This is a genomic window from Pseudonocardia sp. DxW, from assembly GCF_058448985.1.
In genome coordinates, this window is sequence record NZ_JBZFLK010000020.1 from 45,982 (window position 1) to 64,833 (window position 18,852).

General features: G+C 74.7%; 16 protein-coding genes, 1 pseudogene and 1 riboswitch. Of the genes and pseudogenes, 10 read left to right on the forward strand and 7 right to left on the reverse strand.

Going from position 1 to position 18,852, the window contains the following annotated elements; translation table 11 throughout:
• Positions 1-299: 299 nt before the first annotated feature.
• The 3 genes from ACVJO7_RS26360 (at position 300) to ACVJO7_RS26370 (ending at position 2,603) form a co-directional block, all read left to right on the forward strand.
• On the forward strand, positions 300-425 hold the full coding sequence (locus ACVJO7_RS26360; protein WP_344020217.1) for a hypothetical protein: 126 nt from the start codon (positions 300-302) through the stop codon (positions 423-425).
• Between the two features lie 104 nt (positions 426-529).
• Positions 530-1,432: a sulfite exporter TauE/SafE family protein gene (locus ACVJO7_RS26365; protein ID WP_491675099.1), complete on the forward strand. Its 903-nt coding sequence runs from the start codon at positions 530-532 to the stop codon at positions 1,430-1,432.
• 67 nt (positions 1,433-1,499) lie between these two features.
• On the forward strand, positions 1,500-2,603 hold the full coding sequence (locus ACVJO7_RS26370) for a YeiH family protein (RefSeq protein WP_491675100.1): 1,104 nt from the start codon (positions 1,500-1,502) through the stop codon (positions 2,601-2,603).
• A gap of 36 nt (positions 2,604-2,639) precedes the next feature.
• Here ACVJO7_RS26370 and ACVJO7_RS26375 read toward each other — a convergent pair whose 3' ends face one another.
• Complete coding sequence (locus ACVJO7_RS26375) at positions 2,640-4,670, reverse strand: FAD/NAD(P)-binding protein (RefSeq protein ID WP_491675101.1); 2,031 nt, start codon at positions 4,668-4,670, stop codon at positions 2,640-2,642.
• A gap of 446 nt (positions 4,671-5,116) precedes the next feature.
• On the opposite strand from ACVJO7_RS26375, the gene ACVJO7_RS26380 reads away from it, so the two are divergent.
• The 3 genes from ACVJO7_RS26380 to ACVJO7_RS26390 all read left to right on the forward strand — a co-directional run bounded on the left by ACVJO7_RS26380 (position 5,117) and on the right by ACVJO7_RS26390 (position 7,107).
• Complete coding sequence (locus ACVJO7_RS26380; RefSeq protein ID WP_358482663.1) at positions 5,117-5,371, forward strand: hypothetical protein; 255 nt, start codon at positions 5,117-5,119, stop codon at positions 5,369-5,371.
• 82 nt (positions 5,372-5,453) lie between these two features.
• A complete protein-coding gene (locus tag ACVJO7_RS26385) occupies positions 5,454-6,227 on the forward strand; it encodes an enoyl-CoA hydratase-related protein (protein ID WP_344020900.1) in 774 nt (257 codons plus the stop codon).
• 28 nt (positions 6,228-6,255) lie between these two features.
• A complete protein-coding gene (locus tag ACVJO7_RS26390) occupies positions 6,256-7,107 on the forward strand; it encodes an NAD-dependent protein deacetylase (protein WP_491675102.1) in 852 nt (283 codons plus the stop codon).
• On the opposite strand, the gene ACVJO7_RS26395 is transcribed toward ACVJO7_RS26390, so the two are convergent.
• Positions 7,079-7,285 carry a hypothetical protein gene (locus ACVJO7_RS26395; protein WP_491675103.1) on the reverse strand — a complete coding sequence of 69 codons (207 nt, stop codon included), beginning with the start codon at positions 7,283-7,285 and terminating at the stop codon, positions 7,079-7,081. The genes ACVJO7_RS26390 and ACVJO7_RS26395 overlap by 29 nt on opposite strands.
• 44 nt (positions 7,286-7,329) lie before the next feature.
• On the opposite strand from ACVJO7_RS26395, the gene ACVJO7_RS26400 reads away from it, so the two are divergent.
• Together ACVJO7_RS26400 and ACVJO7_RS26405 are read left to right on the forward strand one after the other, a co-directional pair.
• Positions 7,330-8,295, forward strand: a complete 966-nt coding sequence (locus ACVJO7_RS26400; protein WP_491675104.1) for a zinc-binding dehydrogenase — start codon at positions 7,330-7,332, stop codon at positions 8,293-8,295.
• A gap of 251 nt (positions 8,296-8,546) precedes the next feature.
• On the forward strand, positions 8,547-8,975 hold the full coding sequence (locus ACVJO7_RS26405) for a MarR family winged helix-turn-helix transcriptional regulator (protein ID WP_344020237.1): 429 nt from the start codon (positions 8,547-8,549) through the stop codon (positions 8,973-8,975).
• A gap of 88 nt (positions 8,976-9,063) precedes the next feature.
• Here the strand turns inward: ACVJO7_RS26405 and lepA are convergent, their stop codons facing one another.
• The gene (lepA, locus tag ACVJO7_RS26410) at positions 9,064-10,926 is read right to left on the reverse strand and encodes a translation elongation factor 4 (RefSeq protein WP_491675105.1); all 1,863 of its coding nucleotides are present in this window, start codon (positions 10,924-10,926) and stop codon (positions 9,064-9,066) included.
• 375 nt (positions 10,927-11,301) lie between these two features.
• Between lepA and rpsT the strand changes: the two genes are divergently transcribed.
• Positions 11,302-11,565, forward strand: coding sequence for a 30S ribosomal protein S20 (rpsT, locus tag ACVJO7_RS26415; protein WP_344020241.1), 264 nt, complete (start codon positions 11,302-11,304; stop codon positions 11,563-11,565).
• A 77-nt stretch (positions 11,566-11,642) separates the two neighbouring features.
• On the opposite strand, the gene holA is transcribed toward rpsT, so the two are convergent.
• Positions 11,643-12,629, reverse strand: coding sequence for a DNA polymerase III subunit delta (holA, locus tag ACVJO7_RS26420; RefSeq protein ID WP_344020243.1), 987 nt, complete (start codon positions 12,627-12,629; stop codon positions 11,643-11,645).
• Between the two features lie 127 nt (positions 12,630-12,756).
• A riboswitch (SAM riboswitch) is annotated at positions 12,757-12,907 on the forward strand.
• 6 nt (positions 12,908-12,913) lie between these two features.
• Here holA and thrC point away from each other — a divergent pair.
• A complete protein-coding gene (gene thrC / locus ACVJO7_RS26425; protein ID WP_491675106.1) occupies positions 12,914-14,182 on the forward strand; it encodes a threonine synthase in 1,269 nt (422 codons plus the stop codon).
• A 339-nt stretch (positions 14,183-14,521) separates the two neighbouring features.
• Here the strand turns inward: thrC and ACVJO7_RS26430 are convergent.
• The 3 genes and pseudogenes from ACVJO7_RS26430 to ACVJO7_RS26440 all read right to left on the reverse strand — a co-directional run.
• A pseudogene (locus ACVJO7_RS26430) lies at positions 14,522-16,713 on the reverse strand (ComEC/Rec2 family competence protein); the annotation flags it as partial.
• Positions 16,713-17,708: a ComEA family DNA-binding protein gene (locus ACVJO7_RS26435; protein ID WP_491675107.1), complete on the reverse strand. Its 996-nt coding sequence runs from the start codon at positions 17,706-17,708 to the stop codon at positions 16,713-16,715. The pseudogene ACVJO7_RS26430 and the gene ACVJO7_RS26435, both read right to left, overlap by 1 nt.
• Positions 17,709-17,904: 196 nt before the next feature.
• Positions 17,905-18,762, reverse strand: a complete 858-nt coding sequence (locus ACVJO7_RS26440; RefSeq protein WP_491675108.1) for a DegV family protein — start codon at positions 18,760-18,762, stop codon at positions 17,905-17,907.
• Positions 18,763-18,852: the final 90 nt, after the last annotated feature.

Below are 18,852 nucleotides of genomic sequence, written 5' to 3' on the forward strand. Positions count from 1 at the left end.
GACCGACCGACACATCGTCCGCCGCACCGGCCCGGTCACGCAGCACCGCGTGACCGGGCCGGTCGCATTCCGGACGGCTGCGCAGCGCACGCACGGCACCCGGCCGGCCGGCCGGACCGGCTCGGCCCCGTCGGGCCAGGTCCGGCCGGTGCCGCCCGCTCCGTCCGGCCGGCCCGGCTGGTCCGGCCGACGGGGCGCACGTTCCTCCGGTTCCGCCAGGGTGTCCGGACGCCCTGGCCGCGCTCCCAGCGGCCGGACGCCGGGTTGTCCGCACCGACCGGCCGATTCACCATGGAACGATGCGCCACGACACCGCCCCGGGCACCGCCCGAGCCGTCGTCGCGCGCGTCCGGCCGGTCGATCTCGAGCGGTTCTGGCCCTCGCGCCGCACGGACGCCTTCGACGAGTCCTGTCGTCCCTGCTGACCGGCCCGTAGCGCCCCCGCGCCCGGCCGGGACCGAGCTCTGCCCCGGCACGGCCCGCGGTGTCCCCGCGCGCCCCCGAACCGCCCCCACCAGAAGGACCCATCGTGCGCACGCTCATCGTCTTCGCGATCGTCGGCTTCGCCGCCCAGCTCGTCGACGGCGCCCTCGGCATGGCCTACGGCGTCACCTCGACCTCGCTGCTGCTGGTCGCCGGGATCAACCCGGCCACCGCGAGCGCGTCGGTGCACCTCGCCGAGGTGGGCACCACGCTCGCCTCCGGCGCCGCGCACTGGCGGTTCGGCAACGTCGACTGGAAGCTCGTGCTCAAGCTGGGCGTGCCCGGCGCGGTCGGCGCGTTCCTCGGCGCGACGGCGCTGTCGGCAGTGTCCACCGAGAGCGCCGCGCCGTACATGGCCGGGATCCTGCTCGCGCTCGGCGTCTACATCCTGCTGCGCTTCTCGATCCGGCCGCCGCGGGTGTCCGCGGCCCGCCGCTCCCCGCACGGGGCGCGCTTCCTGTCCCCGCTCGGCGTGGTCGCCGGCTTCGTCGACGCCTCCGGTGGCGGCGGCTGGGGCCCGGTCGCCACCCCGGCGCTGCTGGGCGCGGGCCGGACCGCGCCGCGCACCGTCGTCGGGTCCGTCGACACCTCGGAGTTCCTGGTGGCCGCCGCCGCCAGCGTCGGCTTCCTGATCGGACTGGGGCACGAGGTGCTCGATCCGGCCACCATCGGCGGACTGCTGATCGGCGGCGTGCTCGCCGCCCCGCTGGCCGCCTGGCTGGTCACCAAGATCCCCGCGCCGGTGCTGGGCACCGCGGTCGGCGGCATCATCATCCTCACCAACGCGCGGGTCGTGCTGCGGACCTTCGACGCGGGCACCGCCACGACCGTCGCCGTGTACGCGACGGTCGTGGCGCTGTGGGTCGCCGCGATCTCGGTGGCGGTCGCCCGGCTGCGCCGCACCCGCGCCGAGGAAGCCGAGCAGGAGCCGGTGGGCGCCGGGACCTGAGCCGGCGGGCGGGCCCGCTGTCCGGACACTCGTCCCGCCCCGCGGACGCCTCTTGCCCGCTGGTCCCGTGACCGATCAGCAGACCACCACCGGCCCCCGTTCGACGACGGCCTGGGCGCTCGGCGGCGTCGCCGTCGTCGTCGCGATCGGGGCTCTCGTCCGGTTCCTGGAGCAGGCCGTCCCGGACGCCGCCGCGGACACCGCATGGGCCGAGATCGCCGAGGCCGTCGAGTACCCGGTGTACGCGATCCTGCTCGGCCTGCTCGGCAACGTGCTGCTCACCGTCACCGGGCTGCGCGAGCGGCTCTCCGGCGGGTTCTGCACCGAGTTCTTCATCAAGACCGGCCTGGTGCTGCTCGGCGCCTCGATCGACTTCTCGGTGATCGTGCGGGCCGCCGGCCCGGCGGTGCTGCAGGCGCTGGTGCTGATCACCGCCGTGTTCGGCTTCACCTGGTGGCTGGGCGGCAAGCTCGGGGTGGACGACAAGCTGCGGGCGCTGCTCGCCTCGGCCGTGTCGATCTGCGGGGTGAGCGCGGCGATCGCCGCCGCGGGCGCGGTGCAGGCGAAGAAGGAACAGCTCGCCTACACCGCCAGCCTGGTGATCCTGTTCGCGCTGCCGTCGATCTTCCTGCTGCCGGCCGCGGTGAGCGCCCTCGGGCTCTCCCCCGCCGTCGGCGGCGCCTGGATCGGCGGCAACATCGACACCACGGCCGCGGTCAGCGCGGCCGGTGCGATCGTCGGTGAGGAGGCGCTGCAGATCGCCACGATCGTCAAGACCACGCAGAACGCGCTGCTCGGGGTGGTCGCGGTCGCGCTGACCGCCTACTTCGCGCTGAAGGTCGAGCGGACCGGATCGGCCCGGCCGGGCGTGCGGGACTTCTGGGAGCGGTTCCCGAAGTTCGTGCTCGGTTTCCTGGCCGCGTCGATCATCGCGACGGTCTTCATCGGCGTGGTCGGCTCGGACGCGGCCCGGCCGCTGATCAGCGACGTCAACGCCTTCCGGACGACGTTCCTGATCCTCGCGTTCGTCTCGATCGGGCTGGAGTTCCGGGTGGCGCCGCTGCGCGACGCCGGCTGGCGTCCGGTCAGGGTGTTCGCCGCCGCGACCGGCGTCAACCTGGCCGTCGGCCTCGGGCTGGCGGTGCTGCTGTTCTCCGGGGTCACGGTCTGACCGCGGGGCCGGGGCCGCACCCGGTGCGGCCCCGGCTCAGGCGGCCGAGCTGGCGTCCGCGCTGCGGCCGGGCAGCGCGCCCAGCACCGCCCGGGCGACGGCGTCGTTGTAGCGCAGGCTCTGCGCGTTCATCCCGGGCCGGGTGAACGCCCCGGCGAGCTTCACCGTGGTGTGCGGGCCGACCGCGAAGCGCCGCTCGTGCACCCCGCCGTCCGCGGTGTACAGCGCGCCGTCGGCGGGACGCACGGACAGCAGCCCGGTGTTGCGCAACGGGCTGCCGTCGTCGTCGTGGAGGATCTCCTCGACGGCCTCGCCGCGCTCCAGCAGCCCGCGGAGCAGCGGATCGGCGGTGCGGGACAGGCTCGGGTCGGGCAGCCGCGCGTCCACCAGCACCTGCGCGGTGACCGGATCGGCGCCGGCGAGCGTCGCGCTGGTGGCGTGGAAGCCGTCCCGGTCGGCGGTCACCTCCATCCCGGCGCCCAGGAACTTCAGGTGCCCGCCGAGGGAGAGCGCGAGCATCTCGCGGACCCGGAAGCCGGGCGGGCCGGAGGCGACGGAGTTGAAGAAGCTCTGCCACCACGGCAGGTCCCGGGCCCGCGAGCGCGGCGAGAGCACGCCGGAGCCGGCCAGCCGGGTCGTCTCGCCGAAGACCGACAGCATCGCCACGAACGCGCCGAGGTGCGGGGTGTGCCGCTCGTCGACGTGCTGGCGCAGGTCCTCCGCGATCCGCTCCCGGACCGCCGCCTGCAGCGACTCCAGATCGGGGGCGTGCAGGCCCTCCAGCGGACGGTCGAGCGCGGTCAGGTCGAGCCGGTCGAGCGGGTCCGGGACGGTGGCGGCGATCAGCTCCGCCTCCTCCGCCGAGTCGTGCGGCGCCGCGGCGAAGCGCGCCGCGAAGTCCGCCCAGCCGGTGCGGACCCGGTCGGGATGGCCGTGGAACAGCTCGTGGTACCAGCCCCAGCCGATCTCCTTGGCCATCAGCGGCCAGACCTGCTCGCGGAAGTCGACCGGACCGCCCCCGGCGACCAGCCGGTCGGTGACCTCCGGCGGGAGGAACCGCGGCAGCGGCGGGCGGCCGCCGCGCAGCTGGTAGTGCGTCTTCGAGTGGTAGGTGGCGCCGCGCGGGGAGCCGGCGACGAGCACCGGCTCGCGGCCGGACGGGACGTACCGCAGCCGGCCGGGCCCGCCGTCGTCGTCCGGGACGAACCGCCCGCCGCGGCCCTCGAACAGCAGCACCACCAGGTCGACGAACGCCAGCCCCAGCCCGCGGGCGAGCACCGGCTCCCCCGGCCCGATCACCGACAGGTCGGAGTCGGAGGTCTGCTCCGGCGGCAGGTAGCGCAGGCCGAGATCACGGGCGCGCGCCTGCAGCTCGCGCTCGGCCGGGGTCGGGGCGGCGTCGAGGTGCCCGGAGGCCAGCACGACGGCGTCGGCCCGCAGCGTCGCCCCGGACGTCAGCCGGACCACCTGGTCGGCGTCGTCCTCGGTGACCGACTCCGCCGTCGTGCGGTGCACGTGCACGCGCATCCCGGCGGGCGCCCGGTCGAGCACCTCGCGCAGCACGGCGCCGAGGTAGTGGCTCTGCAGCCGCCGGGTGGGGAAGGTCGACGCCGTCACCGTCGCCAGCTCGGCGGCACCCTCGGGACCGAGCTCGGCCTGCGGGTCGCCGTGCTCGCGCAGCTCCCGGGCCCACTCCCAGAACGACGGCCCGGGCGCGACCGGGCCCTCGCAGACCACCGAGTCGTCGGTCCACATGGTGACGTCGGCGGCCATCGAGTTCATCGCCAGCAGCGGGGACTGGGCGTGCCGCCAGATCCGCCCGGCGCCGGCCGGGTACGGGTCGACCAGGTGCACGTCGAGGCCGGGGCCGGCCAGGACGTCGGCGTGCATGCCGGGCGCACCGGCGACCATGCGTTCCAGCACACCGACGCCGCGCGGGCCTGCTCCCACGATGACCACGGCGGGAGCGCGCGGAGCCGGGCGCGGGGCGGAGCTCCGGGCGCCGGTGCTGCCGGACCTCGTGCTGCCGGACCTCGTGCTGCCGGACACGGTGTGGTTGGTGGACATCGACGCTCCTGGGGAGAGTGGGACCGGGCGGCGGGGCCGGGTCTCACAGCGCCGTGCGCAGCCGGCACAGATCGACGTGCCTGCGCTTGACCAGGGGGACGTCCACGGGTCCACGGTAGGCCGACCACCCCGCGCCGGGCCACCCACCGGATCGTCGCACCCGGCCCGGCACCCCGGCCGGCCACCGGCCGGGACGGTGACGGCGGGTGCCCACGACCGGCGGTTCCACTCACCCGCCCGGCGCACGATCACTCTCCGCCGCAGAGACGATCACGACCGGTCACCGACGAATCACCCCCGGCCACCGTGTCCTGCGTCGCACCCGTGTTCTACACGTCGTCAAAGACGGCGGACGCGGGTACAACGGAGATCGACCCACTGAATCGAGCCGGATGCATCGACCCGATGCCACACCCGACCCCGACACGTTCAACGGAGAACGTCGCATGACCGCAGAGCTGATCCGCCCGGAGACCCCGGGCGGCACACCGACGGGCGGCGAGCACCCGATCCCGGCGCCCGCCGCCGAACGCAGTGCCGTCGACCGGCTGCTGGACTCCCTCGACGACCTGGTCCGCAGGCACCGGGCGCTCGCCGCGCACGACGGCGGCTGTGCCTCGCTGCACGCCGAACTCATCGCCGCCGAGCTCGACCAGCAGCTCGCGGTGCTCCGGACGGTGCCCCGGCAACCGGGGCACTGAGCCGCCGGCCCGAGCCGCGCGTCCCGGGCCGGCGGTTGTCTAGGGTTCGACCGTGTCCGAAACCCCTGTGCCCGATGCAGCTGTGCCGGCCGAGCTCGTCCATCTCGACGTGACCGCAGGCGTCGCGACGATCACGCTCGACTCGCCGCACAACCGCAACGCGCTCTCCGCCCAGCTGCGCCGCGAGCTGCTCGCCCACCTCGACACCGCGATCGCCGACGCCGGGGTGCGGGCGATCGTGCTGACCCACACCGGCACGGTGTTCTGCGCCGGGATGGACCTCAAGGAGTCGAAGGGCGCCGACGCGCAGCAGCAGGGCGTCACCGAGGTCCCGCGGATCCTGTCCACGCTGTGGGACTCCCCCACCCCGGTCGTCGCCCGGCTCGCCGGACCGGCCAGGGCGGGCGGGGTCGGGATCGTCGCCGCCTGCGACGTGGCGGTGGCCGCCGAGCCGGTCACCTTCGCGTTCTCCGAGGTCCGGATCGGCGTCGTCCCGGCGGTCATCTCGGTGACCGTGCTGCCCCGGCTGGCCGCCCGGGCCGCGCACGAGCTGTTCCTGACCGGCGAGACGTTCGACGCCCGGCGGGCCGCCGCGATCGGGCTGATCAACAGCGCGGTGCCGGCCGAGCAGCTCGACGACGAGGTCGCCCGCTACACCGGGATGTTCCGGCTGGGCGCCCCGGGCGCGCTGGCCGGGACCAAGGCGATGCTCCGCCGCGAACGGCCGGCCACGATGGCGGAGGACTTCGCCGCGATGAACACCCTGTCGGCGTCCTACTTCGCCTCGGACGAGGGCCAGGAGGGGATCAGGGCGTTCGGGGAGAAGCGCAGGCCGGCCTGGGTTCCGCAGGACTGACCGGGCGGACCGGCCTACCCTGGTCGGCATGACCGCTCCGGCACCCGGGATCAGCACCGACCCGGACACGGTGGCCGAGCTCCTGGCCGGACGCCGGCTGGTCGCCCTGACCGGTGCCGGGCTGTCCACCGACTCCGGGATCCCGGACTACCGTGGGCCGGGCTCGCGGCCACGCAACCCGATGACGTACTCCGAGTTCGTCTCCGGGGTGCCCGCGCAGCGCCGCTACTGGGCGCGCAGCCACGTCGGCTGGGCGCGGATGCGCCGGGCCGAGCCGAACCCCGGGCACGTCGCGCTCGCCGCGCTCGGGGCGGCCGGCCTGGTCGAGCGGCTGATCACCCAGAACGTCGACGGCCTGCACGACGCCGCCGGGCACCGCGGGGTGATCGACCTGCACGGCCGGATCGACGAGGTGGTGTGCCTGGACTGCCGCCGGACCAGCCCGCGCGATGAGCTCCAGGCCCGGTTGACGGCGTCGAACCCGGGATTCACCGAGGCGCACAGCGCCGAGGTCGAGACGGCCCCGGACGGCGACGCCGCCGTCGAGATCACCGAGGGGTTCCGGATCGTGCCGTGCGCCGCCTGCGGCGGCACGCTCAAGCCGCACGTGGTCTTCTTCGGCGAGAACGTCCCGCGCGACCGGGTGGCCCGCTGCTACGCCGCGGTCGGCGCGCTGACCCCCGACGACGGTGCGCTGCTGGTCGCCGGGTCGTCGCTGCAGGTCATGTCGGGCCTGCGGTTCGTCCGGGCCGCGTGGAAGGCCGGGGTCCCGGTGGTGATCGTCAACCGGGGGGCGACCCGGGGCGACGAACTCGCCACCGTCCGGGTGGACGCCGGCTGCTCGGAGACCCTCACCGCGCTCGCCGCGCGTCCGCTCTGATCCCCCGGTCCCGGCCGTGGGGCGCCCGGTCGAACCGCTCGGTGACCCGGTCCAGCCCGATCGCCACGCCCGCGCACAGCGGCAGCACCACGACGGTCACGAACACGACCTGGAAGAGGAACGGGAGCTGGGTCAGCCACAGCTCGAAGGCGTCCCAGGCGTCGATGATCGTGCGCACACTCCACACGGTAGTACGGCCGCGCAGCGACTAGGTTCGGGCCCATGTTCGCTGTGTACGCCCAGGAGCCCAACGCCGACGCCCCGCTCGACTCCCTCGTCGTGGGCGAGCGACCCGATCCGAAAGTCCCGGACGGCTGGGTCTCGGTGTCCGTCTCCGCCGCCAGCCTCAACATGCACGACCTGTGGACCCTGCGCGGTGTCGGCATCAAGCCCGACCAGTTCCCGATGATCCTGGGGTGCGACGGTGCGGGCACCCTCGACGACGGCACCGAGGTCGTGCTCTACCCGATCATCGGCGACCCGGACTGGCGCGGGGACGAGACCCTGGACCCGAAGCGCACCCTGCTGACCGAGCGGCACCAGGGCACGATGGCCGACAAGGTGATCGTCCCGGCCCGCAACGCCGTCCCCGCGCCGAAGGGGCTCACCCCGGCGCAGGGCGCCGTGCTCGGCACGGCCTGGCTCACCGCATACCGCATGCTGTTCACCAGGTCCGGTCTGCAGCCCGGCCAGACGGTGCTGGTCCAGGGCGCGTCCGGCGGGGTGTCGACGGCGCTGGTCCAGCTCGGCGTGGCGGCCGGCCTGACGGTCTGGGTCACCGGCCGGGACGAGGAGAAGCGGGCACTGGCCGAGCGGCTCGGCGCGCACGCCACCTTCGAGTCCGGGGCGAAGCTGCCCGGCAAGGTGGACGCGGTGATGGAGTCGGTCGGCGAGGCCACCTGGAAGCACTCGATGCGGGCGCTGAAGCCGGGCGGGCGGATCGTCATCTGCGGCTCCACGTCCGGGCCGAACCCGCCCGCGGACCTGCAGCGGCTGTTCTTCCTCCAGCTCGAGGTCGTCGGCTCGACGATGGGGACCCGGGAGGAGCTGGCGAACCTGATGGACTTCGTGGCGACGTCCGGCATCACCCCGGAGATCGGGATGGAGCTCCCGATGGAGTCGGCGAAGGAGGCGTTCGAGGCGATGGCGGCCGGTCGGACGGCCGGCAAGGTCGTGCTGACCCGCTGAGCGGACGGCCATATCGTCCCGCGTCACAGGTCTGTTACGTGATCCGGATGTGATGCAGTCGTGATGCACCCGGATGGCGGTGGCCGGTGTCCATCCACGCTGGTCCGGGCCATGTTCGTCACCGCAGTGTGACGACCGCCCGGCGCTGGGGTCCGGTTTCCCCAGGACAGGGTCGGATTTCGCCGGTTCGGCAAGTACAGTCCGTCATCGTGACCGAGCCTTTCAGTCGACGGGCGTCGGGTGCTGCCACCATGGCAGCCCCGGCGCCTGGAGCCACGGGTGTCGTCGAGTTCCTGGATCGGGTCGACCACGCCGTGGCCACAGCCCTGTCCACCAATCCCTCCACGACCGAGGTCAGCCGTGACGGCTGGCGGGTCCTGCTGATGCTCGCCCGCGGCACCGGCCGCAGCATGGGCGAGATCGCGGGACACACGTCGCTGCCCGCACCCACCGCGACCCGGATCGTGGACCGTCTGGTCGAACGGAAGCTGGCCTACCGGTCGGCCGATCCGCTCGACCGCCGCCGGGTGCTGGTGCACCTGTCGGCCGAGGGGCGGACCGTGGTCGAGTCGGTGTGCCAGCGGGTGCAGCGCATCCTCTCCCCGCGCCGCGCTCCCACCGCCCGTGCCGCCGCGTGCGACAGCACGATCCCCGGCCCCCGCGCAGGATCCGTCGTGTAGAGCTCCCTCCCCCCTCCCCCTCGCCCCCACGTACACCACGGGCCCGGAACCTCTCAGGGATCCGGGCCCGCTCTCATGTCCGGGTGCGCTACTTCTTGGGCTTCTCGGTCGCCTGGCCGCCGCCGGTGGACAGCGCCGCGACGAAGGCCTCCTGCGGGACCTCGACCCGGCCGATGGTCTTCATCCGCTTCTTGCCCTCCTTCTGCTTCTCCAGCAGCTTGCGCTTGCGGCTGATGTCGCCGCCGTAGCACTTGGCGAGCACGTCCTTGCGGATGGCGCGGATCGTCTCGCGGGCGATGATCCGCGCGCCGACGGCGGCCTGGATCGGCACCTCGTACTGCTGGCGCGGGATCAGCTCGCGCAGCTTGGTGGCCATCGACGTGCCGTAGGCGTACGCCGAATCCTTGTGCACGATGGCGGAGAAGGCGTCCACCGGCTCGCCCTGCAGCAGGATGTCGACCTTGACCAGGTCGGCCGCCTGCTCGCCGGCCTCCTCGTAGTCGAGGCTGGCGTAGCCGCGGGTGCGCGACTTCAGCGCGTCGAAGAAGTCGAAGATGATCTCGCCCATCGGGATCGTGTAGCGCAGCTCGACCCGGCTCTCGGACAGGTAGTCCATCCCGCCGAGCTGGCCGCGCCGGCTCTGGCAGAGCTCCATGATCGTGCCGACGAACTCCGACGGCGTGAGGATCGTGATCTTCGTGATCGGCTCGCGGATCTCGGCGATCTTGCCGGTCGGCCAGTCGCTGGGGTTGGTGACCTCCAGCTCGGCGCCGTCGTCGGTGGTGACCTGGTAGACGACGTTGGGCGCGGTCGAGATGAGGTCCAGGTCGTACTCGCGCTCCAGCCGGTCCCGGGTGATCTCCAGGTGCAGCAGGCCGAGGAAGCCGCAGCGGAAGCCGAACCCGAGCGCCGCCGACGTCTCCGGCTCGTAGGTGAGCGCGGCGTCGTTGAGCTGCAGCTTGTCCAGCGCCTCGCGCAGCTCCGGGTACTGCGAGCCGTCGATCGGGTACAGCCCGGAGTAGACCATCGGCTTCGGCTCGCGGTAGCCGGTCAGCGGGGTGCCGGCGCCGTGGCGCTTGCTGGTGACGGTGTCGCCGACCTTCGACTGCCGGACGTCCTTCACCCCGGTGATCAGGTAGCCGACCTCGCCGACCCCGAGCCCGTCGCTCGGCTTCGGCTCGGGGGACACGATGCCGATCTCCAGCAGCTCGTGCTCGGCGCCGGTGGACATCATCTTGATCTTCTCGCGGGGCGAGAGCTTGCCGTCCACGACGCGGACGTAGGTGACGACGCCGCGATAGGTGTCGTAGACCGAGTCGAAGATCATCGCCCGGGCGGGCGCGTCGGCGTCGCCGACCGGGGCGGGCACCTGGGCGACCACCGCGTCGAGCACCGCCTCCACGCCCTCGCCGGTCTTGGCGGAGCAGCGCAGCACGTCCTCCGGCTCGCAGCCGGTGATGTGCGCGATCTCCGCGGCGTAGCGCTCCGGATCGGCCGCCGGGAGGTCGATCTTGTTCAGGACCGGGATGATGTGCAGGTCCTTCTCCATGGCCAGGTAGAGATTGGCCAGGGTCTGCGCCTCGATCCCCTGCGCGGCGTCGACCAGCAGGATCGCGCCCTCGCAGGCCTCCAGTGCACGGGACACCTCGTAGGTGAAGTCCACGTGCCCCGGGGTGTCGATCAGGTGCAGCACGTGCTCGGTCTGCTCGCCGTCGGCGTTCTTCGCCGTCCACGGCAGACGCACGTTCTGCGCCTTGATCGTGATGCCGCGCTCGCGCTCGATGTCCATCCGGTCCAGGTACTGCGCCCGGGCGCTGCGCTCGTCGAGCACGCCGGTCACCTGCAGCATGCGGTCGGCCAGCGTCGACTTCCCGTGGTCGATGTGCGCGATGATGCAGAAGTTCCGGATGCGCTCCGGCGGGGTGAACGTGCGGTCGGCGTACGTCGTCACTCGGTTGTACTCGGCTTTCGCTGTCGCGTCGGGTCCGCGACCATCGTCCCATGTCGCGACCGGCGGCCCCCACGGCAGCCGGGTGCGCCGGTCGGGCCGGGCTCCTGCGGAGGAGGGATCGCCGTGGGAGGGGCCGGCGAGGCGGCCGGACGAGGGGCCCGCGGTGCTCGACGGTAGATTCGTCCCGTACCGCGTCCGGAGAGGTCCGGTACCGGCGGAGCGGCCCCGCAGGGAGCCCGGAATTCCCCGCTGGTAGCCTTGACCGCTGAGCGCTCGGCGTGCTCGCCCGGGACGGTATGACCGTCCGGTGCCGCCGGAGCGGACCGGACTCGAGCAGACCAGCCGAAACTCAGCAGGCAGGAAGACCAGGTAGACGTGGCCAACATCAAGTCGCAGATCAAGCGGGTCAAGACCAACGAGAAGCGCCGCCAGCGCAACAAGTCGGTGAAGTCGTCGGTCAAGACCGCCATCCGCCACTTCCGCGAGGCCGCGGAGCAGGGTGCGGACAACGCCGCCGAGCTGCAGCGCAAGGCGGCGCGGGCCCTGGACAAGGCGGCCGGCAAGGGCGTCATCCACAAGAACCAGGCGGCGAACCGCAAGTCGTCGCTGGCCAAGCAGCTCAACAAGATCGGCTCCTGAGCACGCCGCTCGCGCAGCACGACGGCGCCGTCCCGCACCGGGGCGGCGCCGTCGTCGTGTGTGGGGGCCCTTCCGGGTCAGCGCGCCGTGCGGGCCTCGACGACGGCCAGCACCGCCCGTTCCAGCGCGTACCCGGGATCGGCGGCGACACCCTTCACGTCGGCGTTGACCCGGGCGGTCGCGGCGATCGCCACGGCCAGCTGCTCGGGACGCCACTGCCGGACGGTGCCCTGCGCCTTGCGGATCTTCCACGGCGGCATGCCCAGCTCGCCGGCCAGCCGGTTCGGGTCGCCGCGGCCCGCGGAGCCGACCTTCGCCAGCGTCCGCACCGAGTCGGCCAGCGCGTCCGCGATCAGGACGTGCGGGACCCCGAGCACGAGGGCCCAGCGCAGCGCCTCCAGCGCTCCGCGGCGGTCCCCCGCCACCGCCGCGTCGGCGACCGCGAAGCCGGACGACTCGGCGCGACCGCGGTGGTAGCGGCGCACCCCGGCCTCGTCGATCTTCCCGCCGGTGTCGGCGACGAGCTGCCCGGCCGCCGCGGCGAGCTCGCGCAGGTCCGATCCGACCGCCTCGACGAGCACGGCCAGCGCACCGGGGGTGATGCTCCCGCCGTTGCGCCGCACCTCGGCGTGCACGAAGTCGGACCGCTCGTCGGCGCGGGTGATCCGGTTGCAGGTCGTCACCTGCGCGCCGGCCTTCTTCAGCAGGTCGACCACCGCCTTGCCCTTGGCGCCGCCGGCGTGCTGGGCGACCAGGACGATCCCCGGTGCCGGATCCTTCGTGTACTCGGCGAGCGCGGCGAGCATGTCCTTGGTCGTGTCCTGGGCGTGCGTGAGCACGATCACCCTGCTCTCCGCGAAGAGCGACGGGCTGAGGTGGCCGGCCAGCTCGCCGGGCGCGACCTCGGACGTGCGGAACCGGCGCAGCTCGACCTCGGGATCGTCCTGCCGGATCCGGCGGACCAGCTCCGACACCGCCCGTTCGGCCAGGAACTCCTCGTCGCCCACCACGAGCTGCAGCGGGGCGGGCGGTCCGGCGTCACGCGTCCTGCTCACGCCGTTCATCGTGGCCCACTCCCCCGACAGCCGGTGAGCCGCGTCCCCATCGGGACGGTTCGGCTGGCCAGGGGCGCACCACGTCGCGTAGCGTTCTCGTCGCCCGGCGGATCTTCGGCCGGCCACAACCGCATATGGCTCATCCAGAGGGGCAGAGGGAACGGCCCGTTGAAGCCCCGGCAACCGGCGTCGCACGACGATCCGCCCGCCTGCGCGTGACCGCGCGGCAGGACGTCGACGAACACGGTGCCAATTCCGACCCGCCGGCCCGGCGGGACAGATGAGGAGATCTCGTGACTCTCACTGCTGCGCCCGAAACGACCTCCGCCTACGACCTCGGCCCGGCCCGCGCGCTCTCCTGCCGGGAGTGCGGCCACGAGGTGCCGCTGGCCGCCGAGTTCGCCTGCCCCCGGTGTTTCGGGCCGCTCGAGGTGGCCTACGACTTCCCGAAGGTGACCCGGGCGGCGATCGAGGCCGGACCGAAGTCGATCTGGCGCTACAAGGACCTGCTGCCGGTGCCGAGCACCGTGCGGGAGCACCGCAACACCGAGCCCGGCCTCACCCGGCTGATCGAGGCGGACAACCTGGCCCGGGCGCTCGGCGTCCGGAAGCTGTGGGTGAAGGACGACACCGGCAACCCCACCCACTCGTTCAAGGACCGGGTCGTCGCGGTGGCCCTCGCCGCGGCCCGCGAGCTCGGCTTCTCGGTGCTGTGCTGCCCGTCCACCGGGAACCTGGCGAACGCCGTCGCGGCCGCCGCGGCCCGTGCGGGCTGGGACTCGGTCGTGCTCATCCCGTCCTCCCTGGAGCAGCCGAAGATCATCACCACCGCCGTGTACGGCGGCACGCTGCTCGCCGTGGACGGCAACTACGACGACGTGAACCGGCTGGCCACCGAGCTCGCAGCGGAGCACGAGGACTGGGCGTTCGTGAACGTCAACGTCCGCCCGTACTACGCCGAGGGCTCCAAGACCCTGGGCTACGAGGTCGCCGAGCAGCTGGGCTGGCGGCTCCCGCAGCAGGTGGTCGTCCCGGTCGCCTCCGGATCGCAGCTCACCAAGATCGACAAGGGGTTCACCGAGCTGGGCCGCCTCGGCCTGCTCGAGCCGACCCCGTACACCGTGTTCGGGGCGCAGGCCACCGGCTGCTCGCCGGTCGCCACCGCGTTCGAGGCCGGCCACGACGTGATCCAGCCGCAGAAGCCGGACACCATCGCCCGGTCGCTCGCGATCGGGAACCCGGCCGACGGCCCGTACGTCCTGGACTCCGTCCGGCGCACCGGCGGCTCGCTCGCGCACGTCTCCGACACCGAGGTCGTCGCGGGCATCCGGCTGCTCGCCGAGACCGAGGGTGTGTTCGCCGAGACCGCGGGCGGGGTCACCGTCGCCACCACCCGGAAGCTGCTCGAGGCCGGCAAGCTGGACCCGGACGCCGAGACCGTCCTGATGATCACCGGTGACGGGCTGAAGACCCTCGACGCGGTGTCCGGCGAGGTCGGCCCGACGGCCACCGTGCCGTCCACCAGCGCGGCCGTGCGCGAGGCGCTGGCGCAGCGCGGCTGAGCCGGACCGGTCGGGCCCGCCGGTCCCGGGCGGGCGGCGGCCCCGCCCGCCCGGCGCCGGACGGGGCCCGCCCCGCACGACGACGGTCAGCTCCGCCGGGTCGGCCCCGGTCACCGCGAGATCACCCGAGCGGTCGGTCCTGGCGACCACGATCCCGGCGCGCAGCATCCGATCGACCAGCTCCGGGTTCGGGTGCCCGTAGCTGTTGCCGTTGCCCGAGCTGACCAGCGCCGCGCGGGGCCGGACCGCGTCGAGGAGCCCCGGGACGACCTTCCCGGAACCGTGGTGCGGCATCTTCAGCACGTCGGCCCGCAGGCCGCTGCCCGAGGCGATCAGGTCGTCCTGCGCGGCGAGCTCGATGTCGCCGGTCAGCAGCACCGATCCGGCCGGCGTGACGGCGTGCAGCACCAGCGAGCCGTCGTTGACCGCGGTGCCGTCGTCGCCGTCCACCGAGCCGGGTGGCCGCACCGGGCCGATCACCCGCACCCGGAGTTCGGGCCAGCGCAGCTCACCGCCGCGGGCGAGGGCGACGACCGGCACACCGGCCCGGCCGGCGACCCGGACGAGCTCACGCATCGCCGACGCCGGCTCCCGCACCGGTCCGACGGCGACCCCGCCGGCCCCCCGGCCGCGCAGCGCCCCGGCCAGACCGCCGTGATGGTCGGCGTGCAGGTGGGTGATCACCACCAGGTCGATCACCCGGACACCGAGCCGGTCCAGGCAGACGTCGACGGCGTCGTCGGTCGACCCGGTGTCGACCAGCACCGCGTGCCCGGTGACGCCGGTGGCCAGCACCAGGGCGTCGCCCTGCCCGACGTCGCAGGCGATCACCCGCCATCCCGCCGGCGGCCAGCCGGGCGGCACGAACCGGGTCGGGACGAGCACGATCAGCGCGCCCACCAGCGCCGCGACCAGCGCGGCCCGCAACCGCGGGACCCGGCCCATCGCCAGCAGCGCCAGCAGCATCCCGGCGAGCAGCAGCGCACCGGCCGTGCCGGCCGGCCACGGCACCTCCGCCCCCGGTACCGCCGCGGCCCGGTCCCCGACCAGCACCAGCCACTGCACGAACGGGCCGGCGAGCCGGGCGCACAGCCAGGTCGCGTCGGCGCTGACCGCCGAGAGCACGGCGCCGAGCACACCGAGCACGGTCGCCGGTGCCACGGCGGGGGCGGCGAGCAGGTTCGCGACCACGGTGACCAGACCGATCCGGCCGTTCAGCCCGGCCAGCAGCGGGGCGGTGGCGAACGCCGCGACGACCGGGACGACCAGTGCCTCCGCCGGGCCGGGTGGTACGCCGCGGCGCCGCAACGTGGCCGACCAGCGGGGCGCGAGCAGGACCAGCGCACCGGTCGCCGCGACCGACAGTGCGAACCCGGCGGCGACGGCGAGCGCCGGATCGGCGAGCAGCAGCCCGAGCACCGCGGCGGACAGCGCGGGCAGCGCCGACCGGGCCCGCCCGACGGTCAGCGCGAGCAGCACGATCGCGCCCATCACGCCGGCCCGCAGCACCGACGGGGACGGCCGGGCGAGCACCACGAACCCGAGAGGGCCAGCATCGCCGCGGCCGCCGCGATCCGCGGATCCACGCGGAACGCGCGGAGCAGGAGCAGCACCGCCCCCGTCACCACGGTCACGTTCGCGCCCGACACCGCGACGAGATGCGCGAGACCGGCGGTGCGGAAGTCCTGCTCGGTCTCGGCGAGCTGGGAGCGGGTGTCGCCGATGGCGAGCCCGGGGAGCAGGCCGGCCGGCGCCTCGGGGAGCGCGGCGAGCGAACCGTCACGCAACCCGTCGCGCAGCCCACCGGCCACGGTCTGCCACCAGGGCGGCGGCCCGACGTCCTGCGGCGCCCCCCGCACCCGCAGCACCGCGACGGTGAGATCGGGCCGCTGGGCCGGTGCCAGCAGCCCGGACGCGGTGACGGCCTGCCCGGGCAGCAGCCCTGCCCAGGTGTCGGCCGGCGCCAGCAGCAGCACCTGCCCGCCGGTCGTCCACGAGCCGTCCCCCGCCGTCGCGGCGACCAGCTCGGCCGGGACGAGCGCGATCGCCCGCGCCGAACCCGACTCGTCGCCGCCACCGGGACCACGCAGGATCCGCGGGTCGTCGCCCAGCACCACCCGGACCTCCGCGGCCGCACCGCGCTCGGCGGGCCCCCGGAGCGGGTGCGCGGCCAGCACCGAGGCGTGCCCGGTCACCAGCACCGCTGCCACCACCGCGCAGCCGCCCGCGGCCAGCACGATCGAGCCCGGGGCGGCCGCGCGGGCGCTGATCCGCGCCCGGAGCAGCGCGGTGAGGACGACCGTCGCCGCGGTCAGTGCGGCGGCGATCCCACCGGCCGTCCCGCCGAGCAGCCCGCACAGGACAGCGCCCCAGGTCGCCAGCGCCGCGGGGACGAGCCGGAGATCGGGCGGGGCGGGGCGGTCCTCCCTGTCTGTGCTGTCTGTGCCGACCGTGCCGAGTGCACGGTGACGGGCCGGGCCCGGCCGAGGGGTGGTCCACCGCCCGGCGCCGGAGCTCTGCCGGGTGTGCATCAGACCCGGACCAGGTCCTTGAGCTGCGCGAACCGGCGTTCGCCGATCCCGTCGATCTCGCGCAGCTGCTCCACCCGGCTGAACCGGCCGTTCGCGGTCCGCCAATCGACGATCTTCGTGGCCGTCACCGGCCCGACGCCGGGCAGCGCGTCGAGATCGGCCGCCGTCGCCCGGTTGAGATCGACCTTCCCGGTGCCGGGTGCGCCGGCGGCACCGGGTTCGGCGCCGGAGGCCGGTTCGCCGCCGGGGACCGCCGGCGCGTCCGGTGCGGCGCCGGGGACGCCGATCGCGATCTGCTCGCCGTCGCCGACCCGGCGGGCCAGGTTGACCCCGGTCAGGTCCACGCCCGGCAGCGCGCCGCCCACCGCGTCGACCGCGTCGGCGACCCGCGAGCCGTCCGGGATCCGGACCAGCCCCGGCCGCGCCACCCGGCCGACGACGCTGATCACCAGCGGCCCGGCGGTGACCGGCGCCGCGGCGTCCGGGAGGTCGGCGCCCTCCGGGCCCGCCGCGGCGACCGGGGCGGCCGTCACCTCCGGCAGCCCGGCGACGGGCTGTGCGGTGGGCCTGTTCGACCACACCCCGGCACCGGCCAGCAGGGCACCGCCGAGTACGACACCGACCAGCACGATCGCGGCCGGCCGGCCCGGGTCGACCCGGGCCCCGGACAGCGACGGCGGCAGCCAGCGCAGCGCGGTCCGGCGCAGCAGCGACGGGCGGGCGCCGTGCGGTGCGGCGCCGGCGGGCCGCACGGAACCGGCGCGGCCCGGCGGGCGCGATCCCGCGGCGACCGGGCCGGACGCCACGATGTCGAGCGGAACCGTCGGCGGGTCCGATCCCCGGCCGGCCGGGGCCTCCGGGATCCGGCCGCCGGCACCCGGCGCCGCGGCCGGACCGGGACGGTCCGGTAACCCGGCGGGCGGGCGCCGCGGCGGGTGCGCGGTCAGCCCGGCGAGTCGCCGGGACGGGACTCGACTGACATCCGACCTGGTCACGCCCCCGACGCTAGGAGCGCGGACGGGTCGTGCAGCGGCGAGTTCCGAACCTGTGGATGTACCGGCCGGTTGTGGATGGACCGGGCTCCGCGGGGCCCGGAACGCCGGTCACCACCGGTGCCCGCTGGTACACATCGACCGGTGCCGGCGACCGCCGGACGAACGGGTCACGGAGGTGGTGGCGGTGCGGCAGAGCTCATCCGGCGGGGACGACCACGACCCCCACCAGCCCGGGGCCGACGTGCGCCCCGATCACCGCGCCGACCTCCGACACCTGTACCTCCACGGCGTGCGGGAGCTGCTCGCGGAGCCGATCGGCGATGTCCTCGGCCCGGTCCGAGGCCCCGAGGTGGTGTACCGCCAGCCGGGCCCCCGGCCCGGCCGCCGCCCCGACCGCCAGTGCGACGAGTCGTTCGGTCAGTCGCGCCGTCGTGCGCACCTTCTCCAGCGGTGCGATCCGTCCCTCGGACAGGTGCAGCAGCGGTTTCACCGCGATCGCCGCCCCGAGCAGCGCGGAGGCCGCACCGATCCGCCCACCTCGGCGCAGCCGTTCGAGGTCCTGCACCCCGAACAGCACCCGGCACCGGGCTGCGACCGCGGTGGCCGCGGCCTCGGCCGCGGCACCGTCGCCGCCACCGGCGGTGACGTCCGCCGCGGTCAGCACGGCGAAGCCCAGCCCCATCGCGACGGCTCGCGAGTCCACCACCCGGATCCGGTCCGGGGCGGTCTCCTGGGCGGCGAGCCGGGCCGCGTCCCAGGTGCCGGACAGCTCACGCGACAGGTGCACCGACACGATCTGCTCGGCGCCACCGCGCAGGATGTCCTCGTACAGGGTGGCGAACGCCGCCGGGGCCGGCCGCGAGGTCTGGACGTCGAGGCTCCGGTCGGCGAGCGCGGCGACCAGCTCGGCCGGGGTGATGTCGACGCCGTCACGGGCGGTCCGGTCGCCGTAGCGCACCTCCAGCGGCACGACGTGCAGTCCGCGCCGATCCGCCACGCCGGGCGGGAGGTAGGCGGTGGAGTCGGTGACCACGGCGACCGGCGAGCTGGACACGCGGGGACCCTACCGGGGTGCGGGGGCCGGGCCGGGCGGACTGCCCGCCCGGCCGTGCGGCCGCGGGGAGCCACGGTGCCCGGCGCGGTG

What these genes read in the sequence shown, in the direction of transcription:
- holA (WP_344020243.1), bottom strand. Translation starts at nt 12,629, where the DNA reads ATGAACGGCGTGAGCAGGACGCGTGACGCCGGACCGCCCGCCCCGCTG.
- ACVJO7_RS26360 (WP_344020217.1), top strand. Translation starts at nt 300, where the DNA reads ATGCGCCACGACACCGCCCCGGGCACCGCCCGAGCCGTCGTCGCGCGC.
- ACVJO7_RS26375 (WP_491675101.1), bottom strand. Translation starts at nt 4,670, where the DNA reads ATGTCCACCAACCACACCGTGTCCGGCAGCACGAGGTCCGGCAGCACG.
- ACVJO7_RS26405 (WP_344020237.1), top strand. Translation starts at nt 8,547, where the DNA reads ATGGCAGCCCCGGCGCCTGGAGCCACGGGTGTCGTCGAGTTCCTGGAT.
- ACVJO7_RS26380 (WP_358482663.1), top strand. Translation starts at nt 5,117, where the DNA reads ATGACCGCAGAGCTGATCCGCCCGGAGACCCCGGGCGGCACACCGACG.
- ACVJO7_RS26400 (WP_491675104.1), top strand. Translation starts at nt 7,330, where the DNA reads ATGTTCGCTGTGTACGCCCAGGAGCCCAACGCCGACGCCCCGCTCGAC.
- ACVJO7_RS26390 (WP_491675102.1), top strand. Translation starts at nt 6,256, where the DNA reads ATGACCGCTCCGGCACCCGGGATCAGCACCGACCCGGACACGGTGGCC.